The organism is Nocardiopsis sp. NPDC101807 (assembly GCF_044766605.1).
Lineage (GTDB): Bacteria > Actinomycetota > Actinomycetes > Streptosporangiales > Streptosporangiaceae > Nocardiopsis > Nocardiopsis tropica.
Window position 1 is genome coordinate 554,233 of sequence record NZ_JBIWMK010000005.1, and the last position, 24,388, is coordinate 578,620.

Here is a 24,388-nt window from a genome sequence, read left to right on the forward strand (position 1 = left end):
CGGGCCCGGGGCCGGTGTGCGCGGGCGCCGGGTCGGGGCCGGACGGGGCGGTCCTCAGGGGCCGGACAGCCGGTGTGTCATGCGTCACCCGTCCGCGGCCGTCGTGCCCGGTGACACGCGTGGCGGCGACTCGCTGTGGCCGACCGCGGCGGTTCCCGGGAAAAAACCTTTGGCCCAATGCGAACCCCGAGGGGGGCATGGCCGTCACAACAGAGGCGACACGAACGACCGGACACGTGCCGGGAGTCGCACCCGCCCCGGTGCGGAGGACGGCCGCACCGGGGCACCTTCCGTTCCCGCCCGCCCAGCTGGGCGTTTCCCCCTCGTCCACGGCCCGCGTCGAACACCCCCGCCCCCTCCATGGCCTAGCCTTCTGCTGTGCGTATCGCGACTTGGAATGTGAACAGTGCCAGGGCCAGGGTCGACCGGATCGGGGCCTGGCTGGACCGGAGCGACGTCGACGTCCTCGCCATCCAGGAGACCAAGGCCAGGGACGACCAGTTCCCGGCCTCCGTCTTCACCGACCGCGGCTACGAGGTCGCCCACCACGGCCTCTCCCAGTGGAACGGGGTCGCGATCGCCTCCCGCGTCGGGCTGGAGGACGTGCGGGTCGGCTTCCCCGGCCAGCCCGGCTACGGCGACCCCGAGGAGTCCGAGGCGCGCGCCGTCGGCGCGACGTGCGGCGGTGTCCAGGTGTGGAGCCTGTACGTGCCCAACGGCCGCGAGGTCGACCACCCCCACTACGCCTACAAGCTGCGCTGGCTGGAGGCGCTGCGCGAGGCGGGCGCCGCGCGCCTCGCGCAGGACCCCGACGCGCAGATCGCCTACGTCGGCGACTTCAACATCGCCCCGCAGGACGACGACGTGTGGGACATGGCCGCGTTCGAGGGCAGCACCCACGTCACCGCTCCCGAGCGCGCGGCCTTCGAGGCGCTCGTCGGCGCGGGGTTCCGCGAGGTCGTCCGGGAGCACACCCCGGGGCCCGGCGTGTACACCTACTGGGACTACAAGGGGCTGGCCTTCCCCAAGCGCAGGGGCATGCGCATCGACTTCGTCCTCGCCTCCCCGGCACTCGCCGCCCGCGTGAGCGGCGCGAGCATCGACCGCGAGGAGCGCAAGGGCAAGGGGGCCTCCGACCACGCACCGGTCATCGTGGGGCTCGACGGGAACGACGGAGCGTCCGTCGCCAAGGTGAAGGAGGCCGGGGCATGAGCGCCGGGAGCAGAGCGGTCGGGACCACGGACGGCGGGGGCGCCGCCGGCGGCGCGCCGCGCGTGGCCGTCTTCGGCAGCGTCAACATGGACCTGGTCGCCTACGTGGACGAGGTCCCCGCGAGCGGCGAGACCGTGACGGGCACCGACTTCCGCCAGGTGCCCGGCGGCAAGGGCGCCAACCAGGCGGTGGCCGCGGCACGGGCGGGGGCCGACGTGGCCTTCCTCGGGGCGGTGGGCGACGACGCCTTCGGCGAGGAGCTGCGCGCCAACCTGGCGGCGGCCGGGGTCGGCGTGTCCGGTTTGCGCACGGTCCCCGGGGCGTCGGGCGTCGCCCACATCGTCGTGGACGGCAAGGGGGGCAACTCCATCATCGTCGTCCCCGGCGCCAACGGCGGGGTCGCCGGCGTGGCCGACGGCGACGCGGCGCTCATCGAGGGGAGCGCGGCCCTCCTGCTCCAGCTCGAACTGCCGATGGAGGCCGTGGTCTCCGCGGCGCGGACCGGACGCGCGCTCGGCGTGCCGGTCTACCTGACCCCGGCCCCGGCGCGCGACCTGCCCGCGGAGCTGCTGGAGTCGGTGGACGTCCTGGTCCCCAACCAGCACGAGGCGGCCGCGATCACCGGTCGCACGAACCCGCACGAGGCGCTGGCCGCCCTGCTGGAGCTGGTCCCGGAGGTGCTGCTGACCCTGGGCGAGGACGGCTCGCTCCACGGCCGCAGGGGCGGGGCGGCGGTGGCCTCGCCCGCACGGCAGGTGAGGGCGGTGGACACCACGGCCGCGGGGGACACCTTCTGCGGTTCGTTCGCTGTGGCGAGGGCGGAGGGGCGGTCGCCGGAGGAGGCGATGTCGTTCGCCGCGGCGGCGGCGTCGCTCTCGGTCCAGCGGCCCGGCGCCAGCTCGTCCATGCCCACCCGCGAGGAGGTCGAGGCGCTGCTCGGCGGCGTCGCCTGAGGCCGGTCCGGGGCGGGGGCGGCCGGGTTCCGGGGGACGGTCCCGGGACGTGTCGGCGCTCGCCCCGCGGTGGTCCCGGGACGGGCGACCCTCAGGGCGTGTGCCCGATCTGCTGGAGGAACGGGCGCGGGTCCTGGTTCTGGAGGCGGACCTCCAGCACGATGTCGACGGTGTCGCCGACGAGCCGGCCGCCCCACGGGACCTCGCCGCCGTCGCCCACGCCGAAGGCGGAGAGGCGGATCCGGGTGCTCGCGGAGAAGAAGTGCCCGTAGGTGTCGTCGGGCGACACGTAGTCCGGGGACTCGCCGACCCACTGGGAGTCGAGGGTGACCGGAAGGGTCGTCCCGTGGATGGTCAGGTCGCCGAACAGCCGGAAGGAGTGCTGTCCGCGCCGGCTCGGCTCCAACCCGGTGGAGGCGAAGCGGATCTCGGGGTGGTGGTCCACGTCCAGGAAGTCGGCCGAGCGCAGGTGGGCGTCGCGCGCGCCCACGCCGGTGTTGACGCTGGCCGCGTCGAGGACGACCTCCACCTCGGAGCGGGCGGGGTCCCCGGTGACGAGCACCTGCCCGCGCGCCCGTCCGAAGGTGCCCTGGACCCGGCCGAAGCGCAGGTAGTGGGCGACGAAGATCAGGCTGGAGTGGAGCGGGTCCAGGTACCAGGTGCCCGGCCCCGGTCCGATCTCGGGGGTGGTTGTCATGGCCATTTGCTCCCTATTTGTCCGGTCTGTGGCTTTTGTCCACATACCTTAGGTCTGACGTCCACCCGGAACGTGAAGTTCTGGCGCGACCGGGCACGAGACATTGGACTCTGTCGTCCCCGGCGGCGGCGGAACCCCCGCTGACGAGGTACGTCACCCCTCTGCGGCCCCGGGCCGGGGACGGGGCCGGAACCGGCCACGCACGCCCGCGGACGGCCCGCAGTGCCGGCGCCGGGCCGGGGACGGGGCCGGAACCGGCCACGCACGCCCGCGGACGGCCGAGGGGGCCGGGGCGGTCGTCCGCCCCGGCCCCCTCGGGTTCGGTGGTCGTGCTGCGCGCCGGACCGGTGCGGTCCGCCGCCGCTACATGTGCTCGGGAGCCTCCACGCCCAGCAGGTCCAGGCCCTGCACCAGGACCCGGAAGGCCACCGACACCAGCGCCAGGCGCGACTCGCGCTCGGCCTCCGTCGGGGCGGTCAGCACCGGGCAGTGCTCGTAGAACGCCGTGAGCGTCTGCGCCAGCTCGAACAGGTACGCGGAGAGGCGGTGCGGCTGGAGCAGGGCGCCGACCTGCTCCACCACGGCGCCGAACTCCAGCAGCTTGAGCGCGAGGTCGCGCTCGGCGCCCTCGGAGACGGTGATCCCGCCCCGGGGCGAGGACAGGTCCAGCCCGCCCTTGCGGAAGATGGACCGGATCCGCGCCTGCGCGTACTGGAGGTAGGGGCCGGTGTTGCCGGTCAGGGCCAGCATGCGGTCGAAGTCGAACGTGTACTCGGTGTCGTGGGAGACCGACAGGTCCGCGTACTTGACCGCGCCGATGCCCACCTGGCGGGCGATCTCGGCCTGCTCCTCGGCGCCGAGGTCGGGGCGGTTCTCCGCCACGACGGCGGCGGCCCGCTCGACGGCCTCGTCCAGCAGCGCCATCAGGCGGACGGGCGCGCCGCTGCGGGTCCGCAGGATCTTGCCGTCGGCGCCGAGCACGTTGCCGATCTGCACGTGGGTGACCTCGACGCCGTCCGGCAGCCACCCGGCCTTGCGGGCGGTCGCCCACACCATCTTGAAGTGCATGGCCTGCGGGGCGCCGACCACGTACAGGATGCGGTCGGCCTTGAGGTCCTCCACGCGGTGGCGGACGGTCGCCAGGTCGGTGGTGGCGTAACCGTAGCCGCCGTCGCTCTTGCGGATGATCAGGGGGACCGGCTTGTCCTCGCGGCCGGTGAAGCCCTCCAGGAACACGCAGAGCGCGCCCTCGCTGACCTCCGCGATGCCCTTGGCCTCCAGCTCGTCGCACACGTCGGCGAGCACGGCGTTGTAGGTGCTCTCACCGGCGAGGTCGTCGTCGGTGAGGGTCACCCCGAGCTTGGCGTACACCTTGTTGAAGTAGACCCTGGACAGCCCGACGAGCTCGCGCCACAGGCGCAGGGTCTCCTCGTCCCCGCCCTGGAGGGCCACCACCCGGCGGCGCGCCCGCGCGGCGAACTCGTCCGCGCCGGGCCCGGAGGAGTCGAACTTGGTGCGCGCCGACTGGTAGAAGGCGTTGGGGTCGGTGGTGAGCAGGCCCGCCTCGGCGGACTCCTCGCCGACCTCCAGCAGGTGCTCGATGAGCATGCCGAAGGGGGTGCCCCAGTCGCCGATGTGGTTCTGCCGGATGACGTTGTGGCCCAGGAACTCCAGGGTGCGGGCGAGGGAGTCGCCGACCACGGTGGTGCGCAGGTGCCCGACGTGCATCTCCTTGGCCACGTTGGGCGCGGAGTAGTCGAGGGGGATGTCGAGGCGCTCCTGGACGGGGACGCCCACGCGGGGGTCCTCCAGGAGCAGGCGGGTCTGGTCCGCGATCCAGTCCTCGCGCAGCGTCAGGTTGATGAAGCCCGGCCCGCTGACCTCGACGGCGCGGCAGACGTCGGCCACGTCGAGGTGCTCCATGATCGCCGCGGAGACCTCGCGCGGCTTTCGGCCCAGGCGCTTGGCGAGCGCGAGGGCGGCGTTCGCCTGGTAGTCGGCGAACTGGGACGGGCGGATGACGGGGTCGGTGTCGGCGAACTCGGGGCCGAAGGCGGCGCCGAGGGCGGACTGGACCCGTCGCGAGAGTACTTCCTGCGGGTCGGCCATGCTCCTAAGCGTACCGACCTGAGCCCCCTGTCCCCGCCCCTCGCGGGGTGACGCGGTCCGGGGTCCGCTCCCGCGCCCGGGACCGGGGCGCGCGGGCCGGTCCGGATCCCGCTCAGCGGCCCTCCGGGGCCGGCGGCAGGGCGCCGGGAGGGGACGCGGGCGGGCCCTCGGACTGGGCCAGGCGGTGGAGCCAGTTGGAGGAGCGGGGGTGCACCCGGCGGCGGATCTGCTCGCCGATGCGGCCGCCGGCCAGGTCGTGCGCCAGCTGGCAGGCCCGGGCGACGCCCTTGGCGCGGCTGTCGCCGTGGGCGATGACCACGGTTCCGTTGAGGCCGAGGAGGGCGGCGCCGCCGTAGGTCTCGCTGTCGAGCCGCTCGCGCAGGCGGCGCAGCGCCCTGCGCTGGAGCAGGGCCCCGGCCTTGGCCGCGGCGGAGGAGGTCAGCGCGTCGCGGACAAGGTCCATGGCGAAGGCGGCGGTGCCCTCCACGGACTTGAGGGCCACGTTGCCGGTGTGGCCGTCGGTGACCACCACGTCGACCTTGCGGGCGAGGAGGTCGTGGCCCTCGATGTTGCCGCGGAAGTCCATGGACGGGGAGCCCTCGGCCGTCGCGGACAGCAGCTCGGTGGCCCTGCGGACGAGCTTGTTGCCCTTGCCCGGCTCGGACCCGATGGTCAGCAGGCCCACGCGCGGACGGCGCACGCCGAAGGCGGTCTGGGCGTAGGCGCAGCCGAGGTGGGCGAACTGGACGAGCATCTCGGGCTTGGCGTCGGCGTTGGCCCCCGCGTCCACCATGATCGTCGGCGTCTCGCCGGTGGGGAGCGTCACGGCGAGGGCGGGGCGCAGGACGCCGGGCTGGGTGCGCAGGCGGACGGTGGACGTCGCGACGATGCCGCCGGTGGAGCCCGCGGAGACGAGGGCGTCGGCGTCGCCGCGCCGGATGAGGCGGCAGGAGACGGCAGCGCTGGAGCGGGGGCGGCGCCAGCTGGCGAGGGCTCCCTCGTTCATGGCCAGGTTGTCCTCGGCGTGGACGACGGGGATGTCCCGCAGGGCGCCCTCCTCGGCGAGGAGGGAGGCGATCTCGGTGCGCCTGCCCACGAGGAGCACACGGAGTCCGAGTTCGCGGACGGCCATGACGGCGCCCTTCACGATCTCCGAGGGCGCGTTGTCGCCCCCCATGGCGTCCACGGCGATGATCGGCGGAGAGGTCCGGGAAGGGGCGGGCGCTTCCGCGTCGGGTGTACCAGTCAACTCGGTGCTTCCCTCACGGGTCGTGGTGGGCGTTCCGCACTGTGTGCGCGCAGGTCCCGGTGGTCCGGCGGCGCCGGAGGGCACGTGGGGGCCAGGGTCGCGCGAGGGTGTGGTGCCACGCTACCGGTTCGCTCCCGGGGCGACGCCGTAAGGCCCGTTCGTCCACTCATGCGAGGATACTTCCCATATGTCCTGGTCAGGGCTGGACTTGGAGTGGGCTGGGTACAAAAGCCCTAATCCGGGTATATCCGCTCGCTGGCTCAGGGCCTCATCACGCTCCGAGAGCGTAGGACAACCACACTGGATCACCGTTCCGGAGGTCGACCGGTGCACTCCGCACCGGAGCCGCCGGATCAGGGCTGCCCGATTGCCCGGGGGCGGCCCTGCACACACACAGGAGAGGAGAAGCGTGAGCGTTACGCCAGACGTGGCACAGTCCCCGTCCGCCGGACGTCGGTTTCGTGCCTACACGACGAAACACCTCGACGAGCTCACCGCGCGAGCCGGTCTCGCCGCCGATGAGCGGCTCGCGGTGCAGGCGGTGGCCACGGTGCTGCCGTTCCGCGTCAACAGCTACGTCGTCGACGAGCTGATCGACTGGGATGCCGCTCCGGACGATCCGATCTACCGGTTGGTCTTCCCGCAAGCCGACATGCTGCCCCCGGGCGACGTGTCCAGGATGTCCGACCTGCTGCGTTCCGGTGCCCCGCGCAAGGAGCTCAACGACGCGGCCAACCGGATCAGGGCGAGTCTGAACCCGCACCCGGCGGGCCAGATGGACCTCAACGTGCCGAAGACGGCCGACGAGGAGCCCATCCCCGGCGTCCAGCACAAGTACAAGGAGACCGTGCTCTTCTTCCCCAAGCAGGGGCAGACCTGTCACGCGTACTGCACGTACTGCTTCCGCTGGGCCCAGTTCGTCGGCGACGCCGACCTGAAGTTCGCGTCGAGCGAGATCGACCAGCTGGTCGACTACGTCCGCACGCACCCCGAGGTCACCAGCGTGCTGTTCACCGGCGGCGACCCGATGATCATGGGCGAGGGGGTGATCTCCCGCTACATCGAGCCGCTGCTGGAGATCGAGCACCTGGAGGCCATCCGCATCGGGACCAAGGCGCTGGCCTACTGGCCGCAGCGCTTCGTCACCGACCCGGACGCCGACGACACCCTGCGCCTCTTCGAGAAGGTCGTCGCGTCGGGCAAGAACCTCGCGTTCATGGCCCACTTCTCGCACCCGAACGAGATGCGCCCCGCGCTGGTCCAGGAGGCGGTCCGCCGCGTCCGCTCGACCGGGGCGGTCATCCGCACGCAGGCGCCGCTGATCCGCACGATCAACGACGACCCCGCCGTGTGGGAGAGCATGTGGCGCACCCACCTGCGGCACGGGATGGTCCCGTACTACATGTTCGTGGAGCGCGACACCGGTCCCCAGGACTACTTCGCGGTCCCGCTCGCCGAGGCGTACGAGATCTTCCGCGGCGCCTACACGAAGGTGTCCGGGCTGGCCCGGACGGTGCGGGGGCCCTCGATGTCGGCGACGCCGGGCAAGGTCTGCGTGGACGGCGTGGCGGAGGTGGCGGGCGAGAAGGTCTTCGTCCTGCGCTTCATCCAGGCCCGGGACCCGGAGCTGGTCGGCCGCCCCTTCTTCGCCAAGTACGACGAGAAGGCGGCGTGGCTGTTCGACCTCAAGCCCGCACTGGGCGCCACCCACTTCCCGTGGGAGGCGCCGCCGGTCGGCGGTAGCGGCGGGCTGGTGGACCCCACCCGTCTGTAGGAACCGCCCGTCCGCGGGGCGGGGCCCGAGCACAGGGCATCGGAAGGACCGCGGAGGTCAGGCGGGGCCGGCGCAGACCCGTCCCAGGGGAATTGGAGCGTCCCTGGGGCGGGCCGCGCCGGCGGCCCCGGCCGGACGCGACGGAGCCCGGCACCACATCGTGGTGCCGGGCTCCGCGTGCGTCCGCGCCGTGGACGGAGAGGCCTCCCCGTGAACCGGGGTGGTCACGGGGGCCATCGGCGCGGACGTCTTCCGGGGCTGGTCTCGGTGGGGCGGTCGCGGGGGACCGGGGGTGGGGCGGGGGAGGTCAGCGGTGCGGCGAGGGGACCGCGGCCCTCCGGGGCGGCGTCACCTCAGGAGGGCGTCGAAGTCACCGGTCTTGGCGCCGCGGACGAAGGCCTCGATCTCGGCGGGGGTGTACACGAGCGCCGGCCCCTGGGGGTCGCGGGAGTTGCGCACGGCGATGTCCCCGTCCGGGAGCGCGGCGACCTCGACGCAGTTCCCGTCCGGATTGCTCCAGCTGCTCTTGGTCCAGACGACCTTGGGCAGCCGGCTCGCGGGAACGCCGTTGTAGATCGGATGCATCTCAACCTCCTGGAACTTCGGGGGGACTCGTGAGCGGGGATCTGTCCACACGCGGTAGATCCTTCACCGCGCCCGTCGTGTCTCGCCACCGGGTCCGCCTTGAGGGTGGGACGCCCCGTGAAGGGGCGAACCGTCCCGTGGTGGGTTGTTTCGTCCCGGTGCGAGTCAGAGCGTAGCTCATGCACGTGCATTGGTGATTACGTCCGTAAGTACCTATGCAAGGACGGCGGGTGATTCGGATCCGAAACCGCACGTCACACCTCACGTGGGGGAGAGGCGTGCGGTTCGCCGGGGCCGGATCGTTCTCCACTCGTGGCCGAAGCCGGACAACCGGGAACCCGCTCCGGGTGCGCAAAGCGAACGCCCGGGCGCTGAGAGCGACCGGGCGTGCGGCGGAGGGGGCGGGGAGGCGGGGTCAGGAGTAGCGCCCCAGGAAGCCGCGGAGGATCTCCTCGGTGGCGGTGGGCGGCGGTGCCTGGGTGGCGAGGTGGTCCATCGTCTGGGAGTAGCGGTTGGTGTCCTCGTACTTGTCGAAGTACAGGGCGCTGCTCAGCTGCTCCAGGTAGACCACGTCGGGCAGCTGCGGGGTGGGGAACCGCAGGATGCTGAACGGGCCGCCCGCGGCGGGGTGCCCGCCCATCGCGAAAGTGGCGATCTGGATGGTGATGTTGGGGCGCCGGGCCATCTCGATCAGGTGCTCGACCTGACCGCGCATCACCTCGGCGTCGCCGTAGGGGCGGTGCAGGACGGCCTCGTCGATCACGGCCCACAGGCGTGGGGCCTGGGGCTCCACGAATCTGCGCTGGCGGTGCATGCGCATCATCACCCGGCTGTCGACGTCCTCGTCGGAGGTGGCCGTCCGGGACAGCCGGATGACCGAGCGGGCGTAGTCCTCGCTCTGGAGCAGTCCCGGGACGAACTGGACCTCGTAGGTGCGGATGATCGAGGCGGACTCCTCCAGGCCGACGTAGACGCCGAACCACTGGGGCAGCACGTCGCCGTACTTGTGCCACCAGCCCTGGGCGTTGGCGCTGGAGATCAGGCCGAGGAGGGCCTCGCGCTGCTGGGGGTCGTCCACCCCGTAGAGCTTGAGGAGGTCGTCCACGTCCCGGCGCTTGAAGCTGACCTGGCCGAGCTCCATGCGGCTGATCTTGGCGTGGGAGGCCCGGATGGCGTATCCGGCGTCGTGCCGCGAAATGCCCTTCTCCTGGCGGAGCCGCCGGAGCTGGGTTCCGAGGAGAATGCGGAGGACGGTGGGGCCACCACTGGAATTGGCCAGAAAATCTTGAGTGACCTGGAGATTCGTTGCGTGATCGGCGACCACATCGCCTCCTGTGTAGCGGCTTTGGCCCGTAGCGACCGCTCAGTATACCCACGCGCCCGAGGTTGCGGACAGGGGCGAGGAGGGATTGGTTCGTGGCCTAAGCACCGCTTCTGGGCCTGGAGTAAACGCGCGTACCCGTGTGGGAATTCTTTGACGAGGATCTACCAATAAGGGTCGTTCGTCCTATAGTCTTGCCCGGACGTTGAACTGCACGTGCATCCGTGTCTTACAGATGTAAGCCACAGGGGGTCGCGTCAGACAAGTCCGCGCGAACCCGCCATCACCCTCGTGAGGACCGTGATGAACGCAGAGCTGGTGTCCTCGGAGCTGGACTCCGGGCCGTCCTGGAGTCGTCCCTCCCTCGCGGAGGCGTCGGACGACCTCCCGTCCTGGTGGAACCACCCGCCGTGCCGCCTCGCCGTCGGCCAGGCCTCCCGGTCCCAGGAGGGCGCCGCCAGGGCGTTCGGCTCCGTCCCCGGCTCGGTCCGCCGGGCACGCGGCTTCGCCGCGTCCGTCCTGGAGGAGTGGGGCGTCGAGGACGTGCAGGAGGACGTTCGGCTGATCGTCTCCGAGCTCGTCGGCAACTCCTGCCGCCACGCCGTGACGGGGGACGGGGACCCCGCGGGCGTTCCGGTGGTGGTCGAACTGCGCCGCCTGGGCCGGCGCGGCGGGGTCCTGTGCATGGTCGCCGACGAGAGCGCGAAGGCGCCGGTCAAGATGGACGCGCACCACTTCGCCGAGTCCGGCCGCGGCCTCGGACTGGTCGCCGCGTTCAGCCGCGAATGGGGCTGGAACCCGCTCGGCCGCGGCGGCAAGGTCGTCTGGGCCGTGTGCGGCGGCGAGGGCTGACACACCCCGGAACCGCGCGACCGCGGTGCCTCGGGAGCTGTGGACGACGCGGCGGAGCCGCCCGGGAAGAGTAGGCTGTCAACGCATGTCGGTATTTGACCGACCGCGTCGTGACAGGACTTTCCCACACCCCATCCCGGGAGCGAGGCGTGGCCGTGCTGGACACGGAACAGGACCAGTTCCTCTGCGACGGGACCACCACCGTCGTCGGACTGACCGGTGAGATCGACATCGCCACCGCGGAGAGGGCGCTCGCCCGGATCACCGCGGCCACGGCGGACGGCTGCGTCGTCGTGGACCTGTCCGCGGTGGAGTTCATCGACGCCTCCGGCGTCAACATGCTCGTCCGCGCGCTGCGCGGAGCCACGAAGGTCCAGCACCACCTCCTCCTGGCCGGGCCCACCCGCCAGCTCTCGCGGATCCTCGACGTCCTGGGCCTGCGCGACGTCCTGGCGACCCACGACGGCGTCGCGGCGGCGGTCGCCTCCCACGCCGCGCCCCGTCACGGACACCCGCCCGGCGCCCTGCGCTGAACCGGCCCCCTCGGCGGGCTCCGGCGGCCGGCCGCCGCACGCCGAGGGGGCGCCCCCGGCGGCCGTGCCGGAAGCGCCCCCCGGGGGGATGTCCTCCCCTACTCGACCGTGACGCTCTTGGCCAGGTTGCGCGGCTGGTCCACGTCGTTGCCCTTGGCCAGGGCCAGCTCGCACGCGAACACCTGCATCGGGATCGTCGAGACGACCGGCTGGAGCAGGGTCGGCACCGCCGGGATCTCGATGAGCACGTCCGAGTACGGGCGCACCGCCTCGTCGCCCTCCTCGGCGATCACGATGGTGCGGGCGCCGCGGGCGCGCACCTCCTGGATGTTCGACACGATCTTGTCGTGCAGCACGCTGCGGCCCTTCGGGGAGGGCACCACGACGACGACCGGCAGGCCGTCCTCGATCAGCGCGATCGGGCCGTGCTTCAGCTCCCCGGCCGCGAACGCCTCGGCGTGCATGTACGCCAGCTCCTTGAGCTTGAGCGCGCCCTCCATCGCCACCGGGTAGCCCACGTGGCGGCCCAGGAACAGCACCGTGTCGGCGTCGGAGAGCGAGCGGGCCAGCTCGCGGACCGGCTCCACCGTCTTCAGGACCTTGTCGACCTGCTCCGGCATCGTGGCGAGCTGGGCGATGACCGCCGTGATCTCGTCGCCGAACTTCAGCCCGCGCACCTGGGCCAGGTACAGGCCGACGAGGTAGCAGGCGATCAGCTGGGTCATGAAGGTCTTGGTGGCGGCCACCCCGACCTCGGGGCCCGCGTGCGTGTACAGGACGCCGTCGGACTCGCGGGGGATCGTCGAACCGTTCACGTTGCAGATCGCCAGCACGCGGGCGCGCTGCTCGCGGGCGTAGCGGACCGCCATCAGGGTGTCCATGCTCTCGCCGGACTGGGAGATCGCGATGACCAGGGTCTGCTGGTCCAGGATCGGGTCCCGGTAGCGGAACTCGCTGGCCACCTCGACCTCGCACGGGATGCGGCACCAGTGCTCGATGGCGTACTTGGCGATCAGGCCCGCGTGGTACGAGGTCCCGCAGGCGATGATGACGATCTTCTCGACGGAGCGCAGGTCCTCCGGGGTCAGGCGCATCTCGTCCAGGGTCAGCAGCCCGTCGACCGACAGCCGGCCCAGGAGCGTGTCGGCCACCGCGCGCGGCTGCTCGACGATCTCCTTGAGCATGAAGTAGTCGTAGCCGCCCTTCTCGGCGGCGGACGCGTCCCAGTCGACGTGGTACTCGCGGACCTCGACGGGGTTGCCCTCGTAGTCGGTGACGACCACGGAGTCGGGCCGCAGCTCGACCACCTGGTCCTGGCCCAGCTCGACCGCCTCGCGGGTGTGCGCGATGAACGCGGCCACGTCGCTCGCCAGGAAGTTCTCCCCCACGCCGCGGCCGACGACCAGCGGCGAGTTGCGACGGGCCGCCACCACCAGGTCGGGGTCGTCCACGGACGTCGCGACCAGGGTGAAGGCGCCCTCCAGCCGCTTGCACACGGCGCGCATGGCCGCGGGCAGGTCCCCGTCGCCGCGCTCGGCCAGCTCGGTGCTGAGCAGGTGCGCGGTCACCTCCGTGTCGGTCTCGGAGAGGAACTTGCAGCCCTGCTCCTCCAGCTCCAGGCGGAGCGCCGCGAAGTTCTCGATGATGCCGTTGTGGACGATCGCGACACGTCCGCCGTTGTCCACGTGGGGGTGGGCGTTGACGTCGTTCGGGGCACCGTGGGTGGCCCAACGCGTGTGCCCGATACCGGCCCCCTCGCCGGAGATCGGCCGCTCCTCCAGGGCCCGGCGCAGGTTGGCGAGCTTGCCCGCGCGCTTCTCCGTGCGCAGGGCGCCGTCGCCCAGCACCGCCACACCCGCGGAGTCATATCCGCGGTACTCCAACCTTGCGAGGCCGTCCACGACGACCTGAAGCGCCGGTTGCGGCCCGACGTAGCCAACGATTCCGCACATGGCCGCCAGCGTAGGCGAAAAAGGACGCCGGATCGACCAACCACCTACCCATACCACTGGTTGTTTTCGCAGGTGGCGGTATAGACCATTTGGTGCATGGGGGCCATACCGCGCAGGTGGGGGGCATGCGGGCGCGCAGAGTGGAACCGATTTCCCCCGACTCGCGACCCGCTGAAAAACCTTGGGAGACACCACCGTGAACGTGTGGTTTCGGGCACGTTCCACCCCGGTTCGGGACTACTGGGGACCGGCTGCCGAATCCGGACGACCTCCTCGTCTAGGGTGGTCATTCGTGTCCCACACGACGAAGAACGGCCTCTCCTCACCGTACGTGGAGCTGGACCGGGCGGCCTGGGCGGCCCTGCGGGCCTCCACGCCCCTCTCCCTGACCGAGGCCGACCTGGCAGAGCTCCGCGGTACCACCGACCCCACCTCCCTGGAGGACGTGCGGGACGTCTACCTGCCGATGTCGCGACTGCTGAACCTCTACGTGGGCGCGACCCAGCAGCGGCACGCCGCCGTCCGCGCCTTCCTCGGCGAGACGGACCGCCCGGCGCCGTTCATCATCGGCGTCGCGGGCAGCGTCGCCGTGGGCAAGTCCACCACGGCGCGGCTCCTGCGCTCCCTCCTCGCGCAGTGGCCCAACCACCCGAACGTGGAACTGGTCAGCACCGACAACTTCCTGTACCCCAACTCCGCCCTGGAGTCGCGGGGGCTCATGCGGCGCAAGGGATTCCCGGAGAGCTACGACCGCCGCGCGCTCGTGCGCTTCGTGTCGGAGATGAAGGCCGGGGCCGACCGCATCGACATCCCCGTCTACTCCCACCTGAACTACGACATCGTCCCGGGCGAACGGCAGTCCGTGCACCGCCCCGACATCCTCATCGTCGAGGGCATCAACGTCCTCCAGCCCGCCACCGCGGGACGGCTGGCCGTCGCCGACTTCTTCGACTACTCCATCTACGTCGACGCCAAGGTCGAGAACATCCGCAACTGGTACCTCGACCGCTTCCGCGAACTGCGCCGGACCGCGTTCTCCGACCCCCGCTCCTACTTCCACCACATGGCCACCACCATCCGCGAGGAGGAGGCCCTGGAGTTCGCCGCCAACACCTGGCGCACCATCAACGAGGTCAACCTCGTCGAGAACATCCGCCCGACGCGGGGACGCGCCACCCTCATCCTCTACAAGGGGGACGACCACCGCGTCCGGCGGGTGCGGCTGCGCAAGACGTAATTCGGCGAGCTCACGGGTTCGCTGCGCGGCCTCGGGGCGCCGGTAGCCAGGGGCCTTCGTCGTCGTTTTCGCCTGTCGCTCGTTCCCCGCTCGCGGCTCGGCTCCTCCCGCAGGGGGCCGGCGCGCCCCTCGCGGGCCGGCCGCGCCGGCCCGGGGCGAGTGCGGGCGCCGGGAGGCCGGTTTGGCCGGGGCCGGACGGCGGGTTAGTGTGGTCTCTCTTTTCGGCCGCGCCCCTTCACCGGGTGCCGTGCGCTCTCAAGGATCGGAACGAACCGGGCCCCTCGCGGGAACCGGGGCGGGACCAGCGCACGCGCGTCGCCGCGCCACCGTCCCGCCGAACCCTCCGAGGTCTTCGTATGACCACCACCGATCCCTCCGTGCCCGCGAACGACGCGCTCCAGGCCGAACGCGACCGGCTCACCGCCGCCCGCGAAGCCCTGCGGCGGATGCGCGAGGAGGTCGCCGGCAGCGAACTCGTGCTGGGCGACGTCGTCAACGACAAGGTCACCAACGCGGCCCTCCGGCGCGGCCGCGAGCGGCGGCTCGCCGCCCTGGCCGAGGTGCCGGGCGCCCCCCTCTTCTTCGGCCGCCTCGACTTCGACCCCGGCACCGTCTTCTTCGACGACGCCCCCGCCCCGGACGGCTCCGCCGACGCGGACCGCGTCCAGATCGGCCGCCGCCACATCCACGACAAGGCCGGGCGCCCCATGGTCCTGGACTGGCGCGCCCCGATCTGCGTCGCCTACTACCGGGCCTCGCCCCAGGACCGGATGTCCGTCCGGGTCCGGCGCCGCTACGGCTTCACCACCGTCACCCCGGGGCCGGACGCCGAGCCCGAGGCGCTGCTCACCGCCTTCGAGGACGAGACGCTGGCCGGCGCCCCGCCCGAGACCGGGCAGGGCGGGGGCGAGCTCCTGAACGCGGAGATCGAACGCCCCCGCACCGGCCCCATGCGCGACATCGTCGCCACCATCCAGCCCGAGCAGGACGACCTCGTCCGCGCGCCGCTCGGCACCACCCTGTGCGTCCAGGGGGCGCCCGGCACCGGCAAGACCGCGGTGGGCCTGCACCGCATCGCCTTCCTCCTCTACACGGAGCGCGAACGGCTGTCCCGCAGCGGCGTGGCCGTCATCGGGCCCAACCGCTCCTTCCTCTCCTACATCCACGACGTCCTGCCCGCCCTCGGCGAGGTCGACGTCCACCAGACCACCGTCACCGAGCTGCTCACCCGCGACCTGCCCGAACGCTCCCGCCCCGCGGCCGGGTGGGTCGGACGGGTCGAGGAGCCCGCCGCCGCCCGGATCAAGGGCCAGGCAAGCATGGCCGAGGTCCTGCGCCGCGACCTGTGGTCCCACCTGCGCACCCCGGAGGAGGCCGTCGTGGTCCGCCGCGGTTCGCGCCGCTGGCGCCTCTACCCGGAGGACCTGAGCCCGCTCCTGGGCGAGCTCGCCGAGCGGGGCGTCGCCTACGGCTCCGGGCGGGAACTCCTCTCCCACCGCATCGCCCACGCCGTCCTGACCCTCATGGAGGGCGAGGGCGAGGCGTGCGACGACCGCACCCACGCGCAGGTGCGCCGTGATCCGGCCGTGCGGTCCGCGGTCACCGCCATGTGGCCCAAGGCCGACCCGCTCAAGCTCGTGCTCGGCCTGCTCACCGACCCCGAACGGCTCGCCCGTGCCGCCGACGGCCTCCTGAGCCCGGAGGAGCAGGCCGCCGTCCTCCTGCCGGGGCGGCCCCGCGGCCCCCGTACCGCCCGCTGGTCGGAGGAGGACCTGGCGCTCCTCGACGAGGCCGCGGCCCTGATCGGGCGCCCCGCCGGCCTCGGCCACATCGTGGTGGACGAGGCCCAGGACCTGAGCCCGATGCAGTGCCGCGCCGTGGGCCGCCGGTGCGTCTCGGGCTCGCTGACGGTCCTCGGCGACATCGCCCAGGGCACCAGCCCCTCGGCCGCCGCGAACTGGTCCACGCTCCTGGAACACCTCGGCAAGCCCACCGGCCACCTCAGGGTCCTGGACCGGGGGTACCGCGTCCCCGCCCAGATCATCGACTTCGCGGCCCGGCTCCTGCCCGCCATCGCCCCCGGGCTCGGCGCCCCGGTGGCGGTGCGCCGCTCGCCCGGGTCGCTCCGTGTCACCCCGGCGGCCGGAGGACTGGCGGCGGCCGTGGCGGACGCGTGCCGCGCCGCGCTGGAGGGGGAGGGCTCCGTCGGCCTCATCGCCGCCGACGCCGGCCTCGCCGCCCTGAGGGCGGACCTCGAAGCCGAGGGGCTGTCCGTACCGCTGCTCGGGGAGGGCGGCGCCGGGCCGGACGCGAGCCGCCTGGTGGCCGTGCCCGCGTCCCTCGCCAAGGGTCTGGAGTTCGACGCCGTCGTGGTCGCCGAGCCCGCCGCGGTGGTCGAAGCGGAGGAACGGGGCGTGAACCGGCTCTACGTGGTGCTCACCCGGGCGGTCAGCGCACTGCACGTGGTGCACGAGCGCCCCCTGCCGGAGGCGCTGCGCGACGCCGTCACGGGCTGAGGTCCGCGGGCCGTGCGGCCCCGGCGCGCCGCCACGGGCCGGGCAGGAGCCCCGCGGCGAGCAGCCACAGCGCGACCGTCACCAGGTGGGCGCGCTCCAGCAGGCCGGGAGCGGCGCCGGGGCCGTCCCCGGTCGCCGCCGCGTACACCCGGACGGCCAGGACCAGGACGGCGACGGCCGCCGCCGCCTGGAGCACCGCCACGACCGCGACGAGCGGCCACCACCGGTCCCCGGTCCGGTACCGGTCCACCGCCAGCGTCGCCACCCCGGCCAGGGCGGCGAGGATCGCGATCGAGGCGAACACGCCCTGGACGGCGGTCGTGCCGCCCGCACCCTCCGCCAGCGACTCCGCCGCGCACGCCGCGTCGGTGGCCACCACACACCGCCCGGGCAGCACCGCCGCCACCAGCGAAGCCGCGCCGAACACGGCCATGGACCACCACGAGACCGTGAGCCACGGGACGGTCTCCCGGGCTCCCAGCGCCAGCCCCAGCGCGGCGGCGACGACCACCAGGATGGCGGCCACGCGGTGCGCGCTGTCCAGGAAGCGGCCGAAGGTCGCGTCCGGGTCCGCCAGCGCGCCCTGGGCGGCCGTTCCGCCGCCGGGGAGGACGACCTCCAGCGTCCACAGGCTGTAGGCGACGGCGGCCGCGACCGCGGCGACCCTGCCGTCCCTGGAGTCCCAGTGCAGCTGCCCGGAGTGTGGCATCGTGCCTCCTGCTCTCACGGATGCCCCACCCGTCCCCCCGGGCGGGACACACCGGCGAGGTCGCCGTCGAAACACCGCTGTCCTGGGACCCTACGCTTTTCGGGACCCGACGTCACCCAACTCGCGGCGGCACCGTTATCCGCGGTTGAGTGTTCACCCGGCATCATCGGGGGACACCGGCGGACACGCGGGATACGGGACGACCGACGAGAAGGGCGCACGCATGGACGGCGCATCCACGACGCGATGGGTGATCGTGGGGGTCGACGGCACGGAGTCCAGCCGCCACGCGCTGGAGTGGTCGGCGCACCAGGCGGCGCTGCGGGGTCTCGGCCTGCGGATCGTCGCCGCCGCCGGGCCGGTGGCCCCGGTGGGCGTGTTCGGCGGGCACGGGCGGTCCGATCGGGCGGAGCCCCCCGACGAGACCGACACGCAGAACACCGAGAAGCTGCTGGGGTACGCCGGCGACTGGGTCGGCCGGCTCTTCCCCGAACTCCGCGTGGAGACCCGCCTGTCGTACGCGCGCCCGGTGGAGGCGCTGTTGGCGGAGGCGGCCGCGGAGGGCGCCGTCGCCGTGGTCGTGGGGTCGCGCGGCCTGAGCGGGATCGTCGCCGCGTTCGTCGGTTCCGTGGGCATCGAACTGGCCGCCCGCTCGCCCGTCCCCGTGGTGGTGCTGCCCCGCGACCACGCCGCGGCGCACGGGGTGCGCGGCCGGGTGATCGTCGGCGTCGACGGTTCCGAGCCCAGCAGGAGGGCGGCGCGCTTCGCCTTCGGGCAGGCGGAGTTCGCCGGGGCCGAACTGGTCGCGGTGAGCGCCTGGCAGCCCCTGGTGGCGTTCGCCGCCGCCACCGGTCCGATCCCGCCGGAGCTGTTCGACGACGCGACCGCCGCGGAGGCGGCCCGCCAGGCCCTGGAGGACGAGTTGGCGGACGCCCGCCTGCACCACCCGGGCGTGGCGGTGGGCACCAGGGTCGTGCGCGCGCACCCGGTGGTGGCCCTCCTGGAGGAGGCCACGCCCGCCGACCTCATCGTAGTGGGGTCGCGCGGGCGCGGGGGGTTCCGGGGGCTGCTGCTCGGGTCGGTGAGCCACTCCGTCCTGCACGGCGCACGCGGTCCGGTCGCGATCCTGCGGTGACTCCCGGGGGGCGGACGCGCGCCGGGCCGCGGCCCTTCGGAAAGGGCGCGCGCCGGGTCTCGTAAAGGCGTTCTCGGCGGTCCGCGCCGGTGAAGGGATTTCCGGCGGCCGAATACGCGACACCCCTATTCCGCGGATGCGCCGGAGGTCGGACGAATGGGGAGTCCGGGTGGTTCGCGCGGGGCGCGGAACCGGCGGGGCAGTGCCGCGCCCGCGGGGCCGGATCCGCCGCCGTGCCCGTGGCGCCGGGGGATCCCGCCCGCCGGGGCCGCGCACGGGGCGCAGGTTTTTTCGCGTGAAGCCGCAGTTCAGCGGAGAGCCTGGGAAAAGGCGTCCTATTTTACTCGCGGGACAAGGGCCGCGTCGTCCATACTCTTTCCACTTGCAGTGGTCGCGCCGAACAGCAGAGAAGTCGAGAATCGACGGGGGAATGCGTGAACGGTTCCGCGAAGGGCGTCCTCGCCGCCGGAATGGCCGTGTCGTGGCTGCTCACCGGTTGCGGAACCGGTGCCGGAACCGGCTCGGACGAGCCGACCGGGCCCGTTGCGGCGACCGACGCCCCCGAGGCGACCGAGTCGGAGGAGCAGAGGGCGGCGCTGGTCGACGGCCAGGCCACCCTGTCCGCCGCCGACCACCCCGTGCTCGGCCTCCTGCTCACCGACGGCGAGGGCAATACGCTCTACCTGTTCACCGAGGACGAGGGGGCCGGCCCCACCTGCGTCGAGGAGTGCGCCGCCCTGTGGGAGCCCCTGCGCACCGCCGCCGGGACCGAGGCGGTCCCGATGACCGCCGAGGGCGTGCGCCCCGAGCTGGTCGCGGCGGTCCCCCGGGTGGACGGGGCGCCCCAGGTCACCTACGCCGAGTGGCCGCTCTACACCTACACGGGCGACGCCGCGCCGGGTGAGGCCAACGGCCAGGGCGCCGACGGCGCCTGGTTCGCGCTGGACGTCTACGGCGGGACGATCACCATCCCCGCCGCGGCCCCCCAGGGCTGACCGCCCCGCGCCTCCCGGCCGCCCCCGCTCCCCGCTCCCCGCGCCCGGAGCCCGTGCGCCCGCCCCGCGCCGAGCCGCAGCGGCCCCGGGGCTGACCGCCCCGGCGTCCGCGCGCCCCGCGGTGATCCCCGGGCACGGGAAGCGCCGCCCCCTGTGCGCCCCGCGGTGATCCCCGGCCGCCCCCGTCGCCCCCCGCCCCCGGCGCCTGCGCGTCCGCCCCGCGTCCGCCAGGACGGCGTCTTCCGCCGCCCGGCCCTCCCGTCCGCGTCCGGCGCGGACCCGCCCCGCGCGGCGGTCCGTGCGCGCCCACGTGGGCGGACCCGTGGGGAGCCCCGGGGAGCCCGCGCCACAGGTCTAGTGGCGGCCCCGGCGCCCGGAGGCCGGTATGTGACGAACAGCACGGTGTGTCGGGATCGAGGGGGCGGTCGCCCTCCCGACAGGGGAAACCGGCTCCCAGCTGTGTCGGAACGGGGAGCGAACGCGAGGTTTCCCGCGCCCGGGTGGACCACCCGAATCCCTTGCTGTGCAGTGGAAACCGACCCCTCCGCATCACCGCTGTAGACCATTGGCCTATACCAATTGGTCACTGCGGGGGGTCGTCGTTCATGATGCGAGGGATCTCGACTTTCGTAGAGGAGCCGCTGTGACTGCCGTGGGTATCGACGTGGGCGCCGCCCCGACCAAGCACGAGGAACTCGTCACCTGGGTCCGCGAGATCGCGGAGCTCACCCAGCCGGACGAGGTCGTGTGGTGCGACGGTTCCGACGAGGAGTGGACCCGCCTGACCGACCAGCTGGTCGAGCAGGGCACCTTCACGCGCCTGAACCCCGAGAAACGCCCCAACAGCTTCTACTGCACCTCCGACCCCAGCGACGTCGCCCGGGTCGAGGACCGTACCTACATCTGCTCCGAGCGCGAGCAGGACGCGGGCCCGACCAACAACTGGATCGCCCCCGACGAGATGCGCGCCACCTTCGGCGAGGTCTTCGCGGGCGCCATGCGCGGCCGCACCATGTACGTCGTGCCCTTCTGCATGGGCCCGCTGGGCGGCGACATCTCCCAGCTCGGCGTCGAGATCACCGACTCCCCGTACGTCGTCGTCTCCATGCGCATCATGGCCCGCATGGGCTCGGCCGCCCTGCGCCTCATCGAGGAGCGCGGCGAGTTCGTCAAGGCCGTCCACTCCGTCGGCGCACCGCTGGAGCCCGGCCAGGAGGACGTCGCCTGGCCCTGCAACTCCACCAAGTACATCTCGCACTTCCCCGAGACCCGCGAGATCTGGTCCTACGGCTCCGGCTACGGCGGCAACGCCCTGCTCGGCAAGAAGTGCTACGCGCTGCGCATCGCCTCGGTGATGGCCCGCGACGAGGGCTGGCTCGCCGAGCACATGCTGATCCTCAAGGTCACCTCGCCCGAGGGCGCCTCGCACTACGTCGCCGCCGCCTTCCCGAGCGCCTGCGGCAAGACCAACCTCGCCATGCTCCAGCCGACCATCCCCGGCTGGAAGGTCGAGACCGTCGGCGACGACATCGCCTGGATGCGCTTCGACGCCCAGGGCCGGCTGCGCGCCATCAACCCCGAGGCCGGCTTCTTCGGCGTCGCGCCCGGCACCGGCGCGAAGACCAACGCCAACGCCATCGACACGCTGTGGGGCAACAGCATCTTCACGAACGTCGCCCTGACCGACGACGGCGACGTGTGGTGGGAGGGCCTCACCGAGGAGGCGCCCGCCAACCTGACCGACTGGAAGGGCCGTCCCTGGACCCCGGACTCCGCCGAGCCCGCGGCCCACCCGAACTCCCGCTTCACCACCCCGGCGGGCCAGGCCCCGACCATCGCCGACGAGTGGGAGGACCCGGCCGGCGTGCCGATCTCGGCCATCCTCTTCGGCGGCCGCCGCGCCACCGCCGTGCCGCTGGTCAGCGAGTCCTTCGACTGGCAGCACGGCGTGTACCTGGGCGCCAACGTCTCCTCCGAGAAGACCGCGGCGGCCGAGGGCAAGGTCGGCGAGCTGCGCCGCGACCCGTTCGCCATGCTGCCCTTCTGCGGCTACAACATGGGCGACTACTTCGCCCACTGGCTGAAGGTCGGCGCGACCGCCGACCCGGCCGGGCTGCCGAGGATCTTCTACGTGAACTGGTTCCGCAAGGACGCCGACGGCCGCTTCGTGTGGCCCGGCTTCGGCGAGAACAGCCGTGTCGTCAAGTGGATCTTCGAGCGCCTGGAGGGCACGGCCGAGGCCGTCGAGACCCCGATCGGCTACCTGCCGACCGCCGACGGCATCGACACCGAGGGCCTGGACCTGTCCGACCGGGACCTGGAGTTCCTGCTCTCCGTCGACCGCGACGTGTGGAGGCAGGAGGCCGCCCTGGTGCCCGAGTTCTTCAAGACCTTCGGCGACCACCTGCCCGGCGAGCTCTGGGACGAGTACCACGCCCTGCTGGCCCGACTGGACCGGTAGGCGTCCGAGCCGCCCCTTCCGCGCACGGGGCCGGCGGTCGAGGGGGCGCGGGCGCCGCGGCGCCCGCGCCCCCTCGGCGTGCTGGAGCGCTTCTCCTCGGGCGGCGGGGCCAGGCCGTCGTTGCCCGGGGAGGGGCGGGGCCGCTGATCCGCGCTGGTCACGGCGTCGGGGGACATACCGGGACGTTCTCTCTTTTCCCTGCAACGGGGAGGGGACCGGTGCTAACGATGGGGTACCGACCCGCCCTCTCCCCCTTGGGAAACCCATGATGACCCTGGCCCTCGTCCTTCTCCTCCTGTTCGCCATGGTGGGCGGCGCCGTGCTCGCCGCCCGGAGGTTCCGCGTCAGCGACGAGTCCTCGGGCGGCGCCGTCGGCGTCGTCATCGCCCCCTGCGCGCTCGCGCTGTACCTCGTGGCGGCCGCCATGGGGGTGGTGATCGCCTGGGAGGACTACACGGCGGCGGAGGACGGTGTGGCCGCGGAGGCCGGCGCGGCCCAGGCGCTGTACTGGAGCACCACCGCGTTCCCGCAGGACGAGGCGGAGGTCGTGCGCGACCAGCTGCGCCACTACCTGACCACCGTCGTGGAGGAGGACTGGCCCCGGATGGAGCGGGACGGGGAGCTGAGCGCCGAGGGCGACGACGCCCTCGCCGTCCTGGCCGCGTCGGTCCGGGTGCTGTCGGTCTCCGACACGGGGGACGGCCTGGACCGGTTGACCGCCCGACAGGAGATCACCAACCTCAGCGACGCGCGCATCGAGCGCGGCAACGCGGCGGGGGACGGGATCCCGTCCATCCTGCTCGTCATCGCGGCGGTCTCCGCCGTGGCCCTCGCGGTCCTGCCGTTCGTCATGATCGAGCGGGGGGCGAAGGTGGCCTACTTCTGGGCGTCGGTGAACCTCGTGTTCGTGTTCGCCACGACCCTGCTGCTCTTCTACCTGGGCACCCCGTTCACCGAGGTCCTGGCCAACGATCCCGAGGGGATCGAGGCGGCGCTGGCCGCCTTCGACCTGGCCGACGACGCGATCGGCGCGCGCTAGCCGTACCGGCCCCGAGAGCTCCCGGGCCCGCCGTCCCGCCGCTGCCCCCGCCCCCGCCGTGCTCCTGTACCCGTAGCGAGGTCGGACGGGGTGGCTGCTGGGTTGAACGGGCGTCCCCGTCGGACTCCGGGGCGGGCTACCCCGGCCGAGGCCCTCCTCGCAACAACCACTCGCCCCCAAGGCGTCGAGAACGTCCACAAGGACAAGGTCATCGGGGGTGGGGCCCTCACGTCACACCGGCAACGGTTCCGGTCGGCCCGCCCCGGAGCGGGCCTGCCCCTGGGGGCAGGCCCTGTCTCCCGCACGCCGGCAGGCCGCGGACCCGGGGCCGCCCCCGCCCGCCGGGGCGGCCCGCTCAGGCGGACGTGCGCGCGGCGGCGCGGCCCCCGCCCGCTGCCGCGGCGACCGCCACGACGGCCACGATCACCATGGTCCGCAGGGGTGTGAAGGCGCCGCCGGAGTCCTGGGCCGAGGCCGCGGAGGTGTCCGCGAGGGCCTCTTCGCGGGCGGCCTCGACCTCCTCGACCTCCTCGGGCTCGTCCTGTGGGTCCGCCGGGTCCGCGGCGGGCGCGCCGGAGGGCTCCGCCGCCCCGGGCTCCTGCTGCCGCGGCCCCGGGGCGGGCTCCCCGGGCGGCGCGGCCCCGCCGGGCGGCTCCTCCTCGGGCCCCTCCGGGGGCTGCGGCTCCTCCGGCCGTTCGGGCTCCTCCGGGACCGGGGGGACCTCGGGTTCCGGCTCGGGGCCGGGCGGGAGCGGGGGAGGCTCGGAGGGCGGGCACGCGGGGGCCTCGCCGTGGTGGACCACCACCCGTACGCCGTTGGCGCACACCAGGACGTAGGACCCCGCCCGGACCTCCACCAGGGCGCCGGGGGCGCTGACGCCCACCCCCGACGGGCCGACGTCGACCGAGGAGCCCCCGCCGCGCACGCTCACCCCCGACGGGCCCACGTCCACGGAGGGGTCCTCCTCGCCCGCGAGGGAGGGGGACGCGCCGCAGGCGAACAGCAGTGCGCTCGCCGCGAGCAGGGAGGGAAGGGCGTGACGGGAGGCAAACACGTTAC

The 24,388-nt window shown here is 73.2% G+C and carries 19 protein-coding genes; 11 read left to right on the forward strand and 8 right to left on the reverse strand.

Going from position 1 to position 24,388, the window contains the following annotated elements; translation table 11 throughout:
• The first annotated feature begins 378 nt into the window (after positions 1–378).
• The gene (locus ACIRPH_RS18690; protein WP_402915927.1) at positions 379–1,212 is read left to right on the forward strand and encodes an exodeoxyribonuclease III; all 834 of its coding nucleotides are present in this window, start codon (positions 379–381) and stop codon (positions 1,210–1,212) included.
• Complete coding sequence (locus ACIRPH_RS18695; RefSeq protein WP_402915929.1) at positions 1,209–2,165, forward strand: ribokinase; 957 nt, start codon at positions 1,209–1,211, stop codon at positions 2,163–2,165. The genes ACIRPH_RS18690 and ACIRPH_RS18695 overlap by 4 nt, the downstream gene beginning before the upstream one ends.
• 91 nt (positions 2,166–2,256) lie before the next feature.
• Here ACIRPH_RS18695 and ACIRPH_RS18700 read toward each other — a convergent pair whose 3' ends face one another.
• From ACIRPH_RS18700 to plsX, 3 genes are all read right to left on the reverse strand, one after another.
• Positions 2,257–2,862, reverse strand: coding sequence for a YceI family protein (locus ACIRPH_RS18700; protein WP_402915931.1), 606 nt, complete (start codon positions 2,860–2,862; stop codon positions 2,257–2,259).
• A gap of 363 nt (positions 2,863–3,225) precedes the next feature.
• The gene (gene argS, locus ACIRPH_RS18705; RefSeq protein ID WP_402915933.1) at positions 3,226–4,971 is read right to left on the reverse strand and encodes an arginine--tRNA ligase; all 1,746 of its coding nucleotides are present in this window, start codon (positions 4,969–4,971) and stop codon (positions 3,226–3,228) included.
• A 112-nt stretch (positions 4,972–5,083) separates the two neighbouring features.
• Positions 5,084–6,220, reverse strand: a complete 1,137-nt coding sequence (gene plsX, locus ACIRPH_RS18710) for a phosphate acyltransferase PlsX (RefSeq protein WP_402915935.1) — start codon at positions 6,218–6,220, stop codon at positions 5,084–5,086.
• A 427-nt stretch (positions 6,221–6,647) separates the two neighbouring features.
• Here plsX and ACIRPH_RS18715 point away from each other — a divergent pair, with 427 nt between their 5' ends.
• On the forward strand, positions 6,648–7,994 hold the full coding sequence (locus tag ACIRPH_RS18715) for a KamA family radical SAM protein (protein WP_402916026.1): 1,347 nt from the start codon (positions 6,648–6,650) through the stop codon (positions 7,992–7,994).
• A 348-nt stretch (positions 7,995–8,342) separates the two neighbouring features.
• Here ACIRPH_RS18715 and ACIRPH_RS18720 read toward each other — a convergent pair whose 3' ends face one another.
• Both ACIRPH_RS18720 and ACIRPH_RS18725 read right to left on the reverse strand, forming a co-directional pair.
• Positions 8,343–8,579 (reverse strand): DUF397 domain-containing protein, encoded by a 237-nt coding sequence (locus tag ACIRPH_RS18720; protein WP_267947976.1) that lies wholly within the window; start codon positions 8,577–8,579, stop codon positions 8,343–8,345.
• A gap of 415 nt (positions 8,580–8,994) precedes the next feature.
• Complete coding sequence (locus tag ACIRPH_RS18725) at positions 8,995–9,903, reverse strand: helix-turn-helix domain-containing protein (RefSeq protein WP_402915937.1); 909 nt, start codon at positions 9,901–9,903, stop codon at positions 8,995–8,997.
• A 300-nt stretch (positions 9,904–10,203) separates the two neighbouring features.
• Here ACIRPH_RS18725 and ACIRPH_RS18730 point away from each other — a divergent pair, with 300 nt between their 5' ends.
• Together ACIRPH_RS18730 and ACIRPH_RS18735 are read left to right on the forward strand one after the other, a co-directional pair.
• Entirely contained in the window at positions 10,204–10,752 is a 549-nt protein-coding gene (locus tag ACIRPH_RS18730) for an ATP-binding protein (protein WP_402915939.1), read from the forward strand.
• A gap of 149 nt (positions 10,753–10,901) precedes the next feature.
• Positions 10,902–11,285, forward strand: a complete 384-nt coding sequence (locus ACIRPH_RS18735; RefSeq protein ID WP_402915941.1) for an STAS domain-containing protein — start codon at positions 10,902–10,904, stop codon at positions 11,283–11,285.
• 98 nt (positions 11,286–11,383) lie between these two features.
• On the opposite strand, the gene glmS is transcribed toward ACIRPH_RS18735, so the two are convergent.
• Entirely contained in the window at positions 11,384–13,237 is a 1,854-nt protein-coding gene (glmS, locus tag ACIRPH_RS18740; protein WP_402915943.1) for a glutamine--fructose-6-phosphate transaminase (isomerizing), read from the reverse strand.
• 331 nt (positions 13,238–13,568) lie between these two features.
• On the opposite strand from glmS, the gene coaA reads away from it, so the two are divergent.
• Both coaA and ACIRPH_RS18750 read left to right on the forward strand, forming a co-directional pair.
• The gene (coaA, locus tag ACIRPH_RS18745; RefSeq protein ID WP_402916028.1) at positions 13,569–14,474 is read left to right on the forward strand and encodes a type I pantothenate kinase; all 906 of its coding nucleotides are present in this window, start codon (positions 13,569–13,571) and stop codon (positions 14,472–14,474) included.
• A 356-nt stretch (positions 14,475–14,830) separates the two neighbouring features.
• Positions 14,831–16,990 (forward strand): HelD family protein, encoded by a 2,160-nt coding sequence (locus ACIRPH_RS18750; protein WP_402915945.1) that lies wholly within the window; start codon positions 14,831–14,833, stop codon positions 16,988–16,990.
• Here the strand turns inward: ACIRPH_RS18750 and ACIRPH_RS18755 are convergent.
• Entirely contained in the window at positions 16,980–17,699 is a 720-nt protein-coding gene (locus ACIRPH_RS18755; protein WP_402915946.1) for a DUF998 domain-containing protein, read from the reverse strand. The two genes, ACIRPH_RS18750 and ACIRPH_RS18755, sit on opposite strands and share 11 nt — an antisense overlap.
• Before the next feature lie 223 nt (positions 17,700–17,922).
• On the opposite strand from ACIRPH_RS18755, the gene ACIRPH_RS18760 reads away from it, so the two are divergent.
• The 4 genes from ACIRPH_RS18760 (at position 17,923) to ACIRPH_RS18775 (ending at position 23,329) form a co-directional block, all read left to right on the forward strand.
• Positions 17,923–18,834 (forward strand): universal stress protein, encoded by a 912-nt coding sequence (locus ACIRPH_RS18760; RefSeq protein WP_402915948.1) that lies wholly within the window; start codon positions 17,923–17,925, stop codon positions 18,832–18,834.
• Positions 18,835–19,268: 434 nt separating this feature from the next.
• Positions 19,269–19,829 carry a hypothetical protein gene (locus tag ACIRPH_RS18765; protein ID WP_402915950.1) on the forward strand — a complete coding sequence of 187 codons (561 nt, stop codon included), beginning with the start codon at positions 19,269–19,271 and terminating at the stop codon, positions 19,827–19,829.
• A gap of 643 nt (positions 19,830–20,472) precedes the next feature.
• A complete protein-coding gene (locus ACIRPH_RS18770; RefSeq protein WP_402915955.1) occupies positions 20,473–22,290 on the forward strand; it encodes a phosphoenolpyruvate carboxykinase (GTP) in 1,818 nt (605 codons plus the stop codon).
• A gap of 265 nt (positions 22,291–22,555) precedes the next feature.
• Complete coding sequence (locus tag ACIRPH_RS18775) at positions 22,556–23,329, forward strand: hypothetical protein (protein ID WP_402915960.1); 774 nt, start codon at positions 22,556–22,558, stop codon at positions 23,327–23,329.
• Positions 23,330–23,684: 355 nt separating this feature from the next.
• On the opposite strand, the gene ACIRPH_RS18780 is transcribed toward ACIRPH_RS18775, so the two are convergent.
• Positions 23,685–24,383 carry a hypothetical protein gene (locus ACIRPH_RS18780; protein WP_402915962.1) on the reverse strand — a complete coding sequence of 233 codons (699 nt, stop codon included), beginning with the start codon at positions 24,381–24,383 and terminating at the stop codon, positions 23,685–23,687.
• Positions 24,384–24,388 lie beyond the last annotated feature (5 nt).

Bases quoted from the DNA above. Each gene is read 5' to 3' on its own strand.
- ACIRPH_RS18695 (WP_402915929.1), top strand. From the start codon at position 1,209: ATGAGCGCCGGGAGCAGAGCGGTCGGGACCACGGACGGCGGGGGCGCC.
- glmS (WP_402915943.1), bottom strand. From the start codon at position 13,237: ATGTGCGGAATCGTTGGCTACGTCGGGCCGCAACCGGCGCTTCAGGTC.
- ACIRPH_RS18730 (WP_402915939.1), top strand. From the start codon at position 10,204: ATGAACGCAGAGCTGGTGTCCTCGGAGCTGGACTCCGGGCCGTCCTGG.
- ACIRPH_RS18700 (WP_402915931.1), bottom strand. From the start codon at position 2,862: ATGACAACCACCCCCGAGATCGGACCGGGGCCGGGCACCTGGTACCTG.
- ACIRPH_RS18775 (WP_402915960.1), top strand. From the start codon at position 22,556: ATGATGACCCTGGCCCTCGTCCTTCTCCTCCTGTTCGCCATGGTGGGC.
- ACIRPH_RS18755 (WP_402915946.1), bottom strand. From the start codon at position 17,699: ATGCCACACTCCGGGCAGCTGCACTGGGACTCCAGGGACGGCAGGGTC.
- ACIRPH_RS18720 (WP_267947976.1), bottom strand. From the start codon at position 8,579: ATGCATCCGATCTACAACGGCGTTCCCGCGAGCCGGCTGCCCAAGGTC.
- ACIRPH_RS18760 (WP_402915948.1), top strand. From the start codon at position 17,923: ATGGACGGCGCATCCACGACGCGATGGGTGATCGTGGGGGTCGACGGC.
- argS (WP_402915933.1), bottom strand. From the start codon at position 4,971: ATGGCCGACCCGCAGGAAGTACTCTCGCGACGGGTCCAGTCCGCCCTC.
- ACIRPH_RS18750 (WP_402915945.1), top strand. From the start codon at position 14,831: ATGACCACCACCGATCCCTCCGTGCCCGCGAACGACGCGCTCCAGGCC.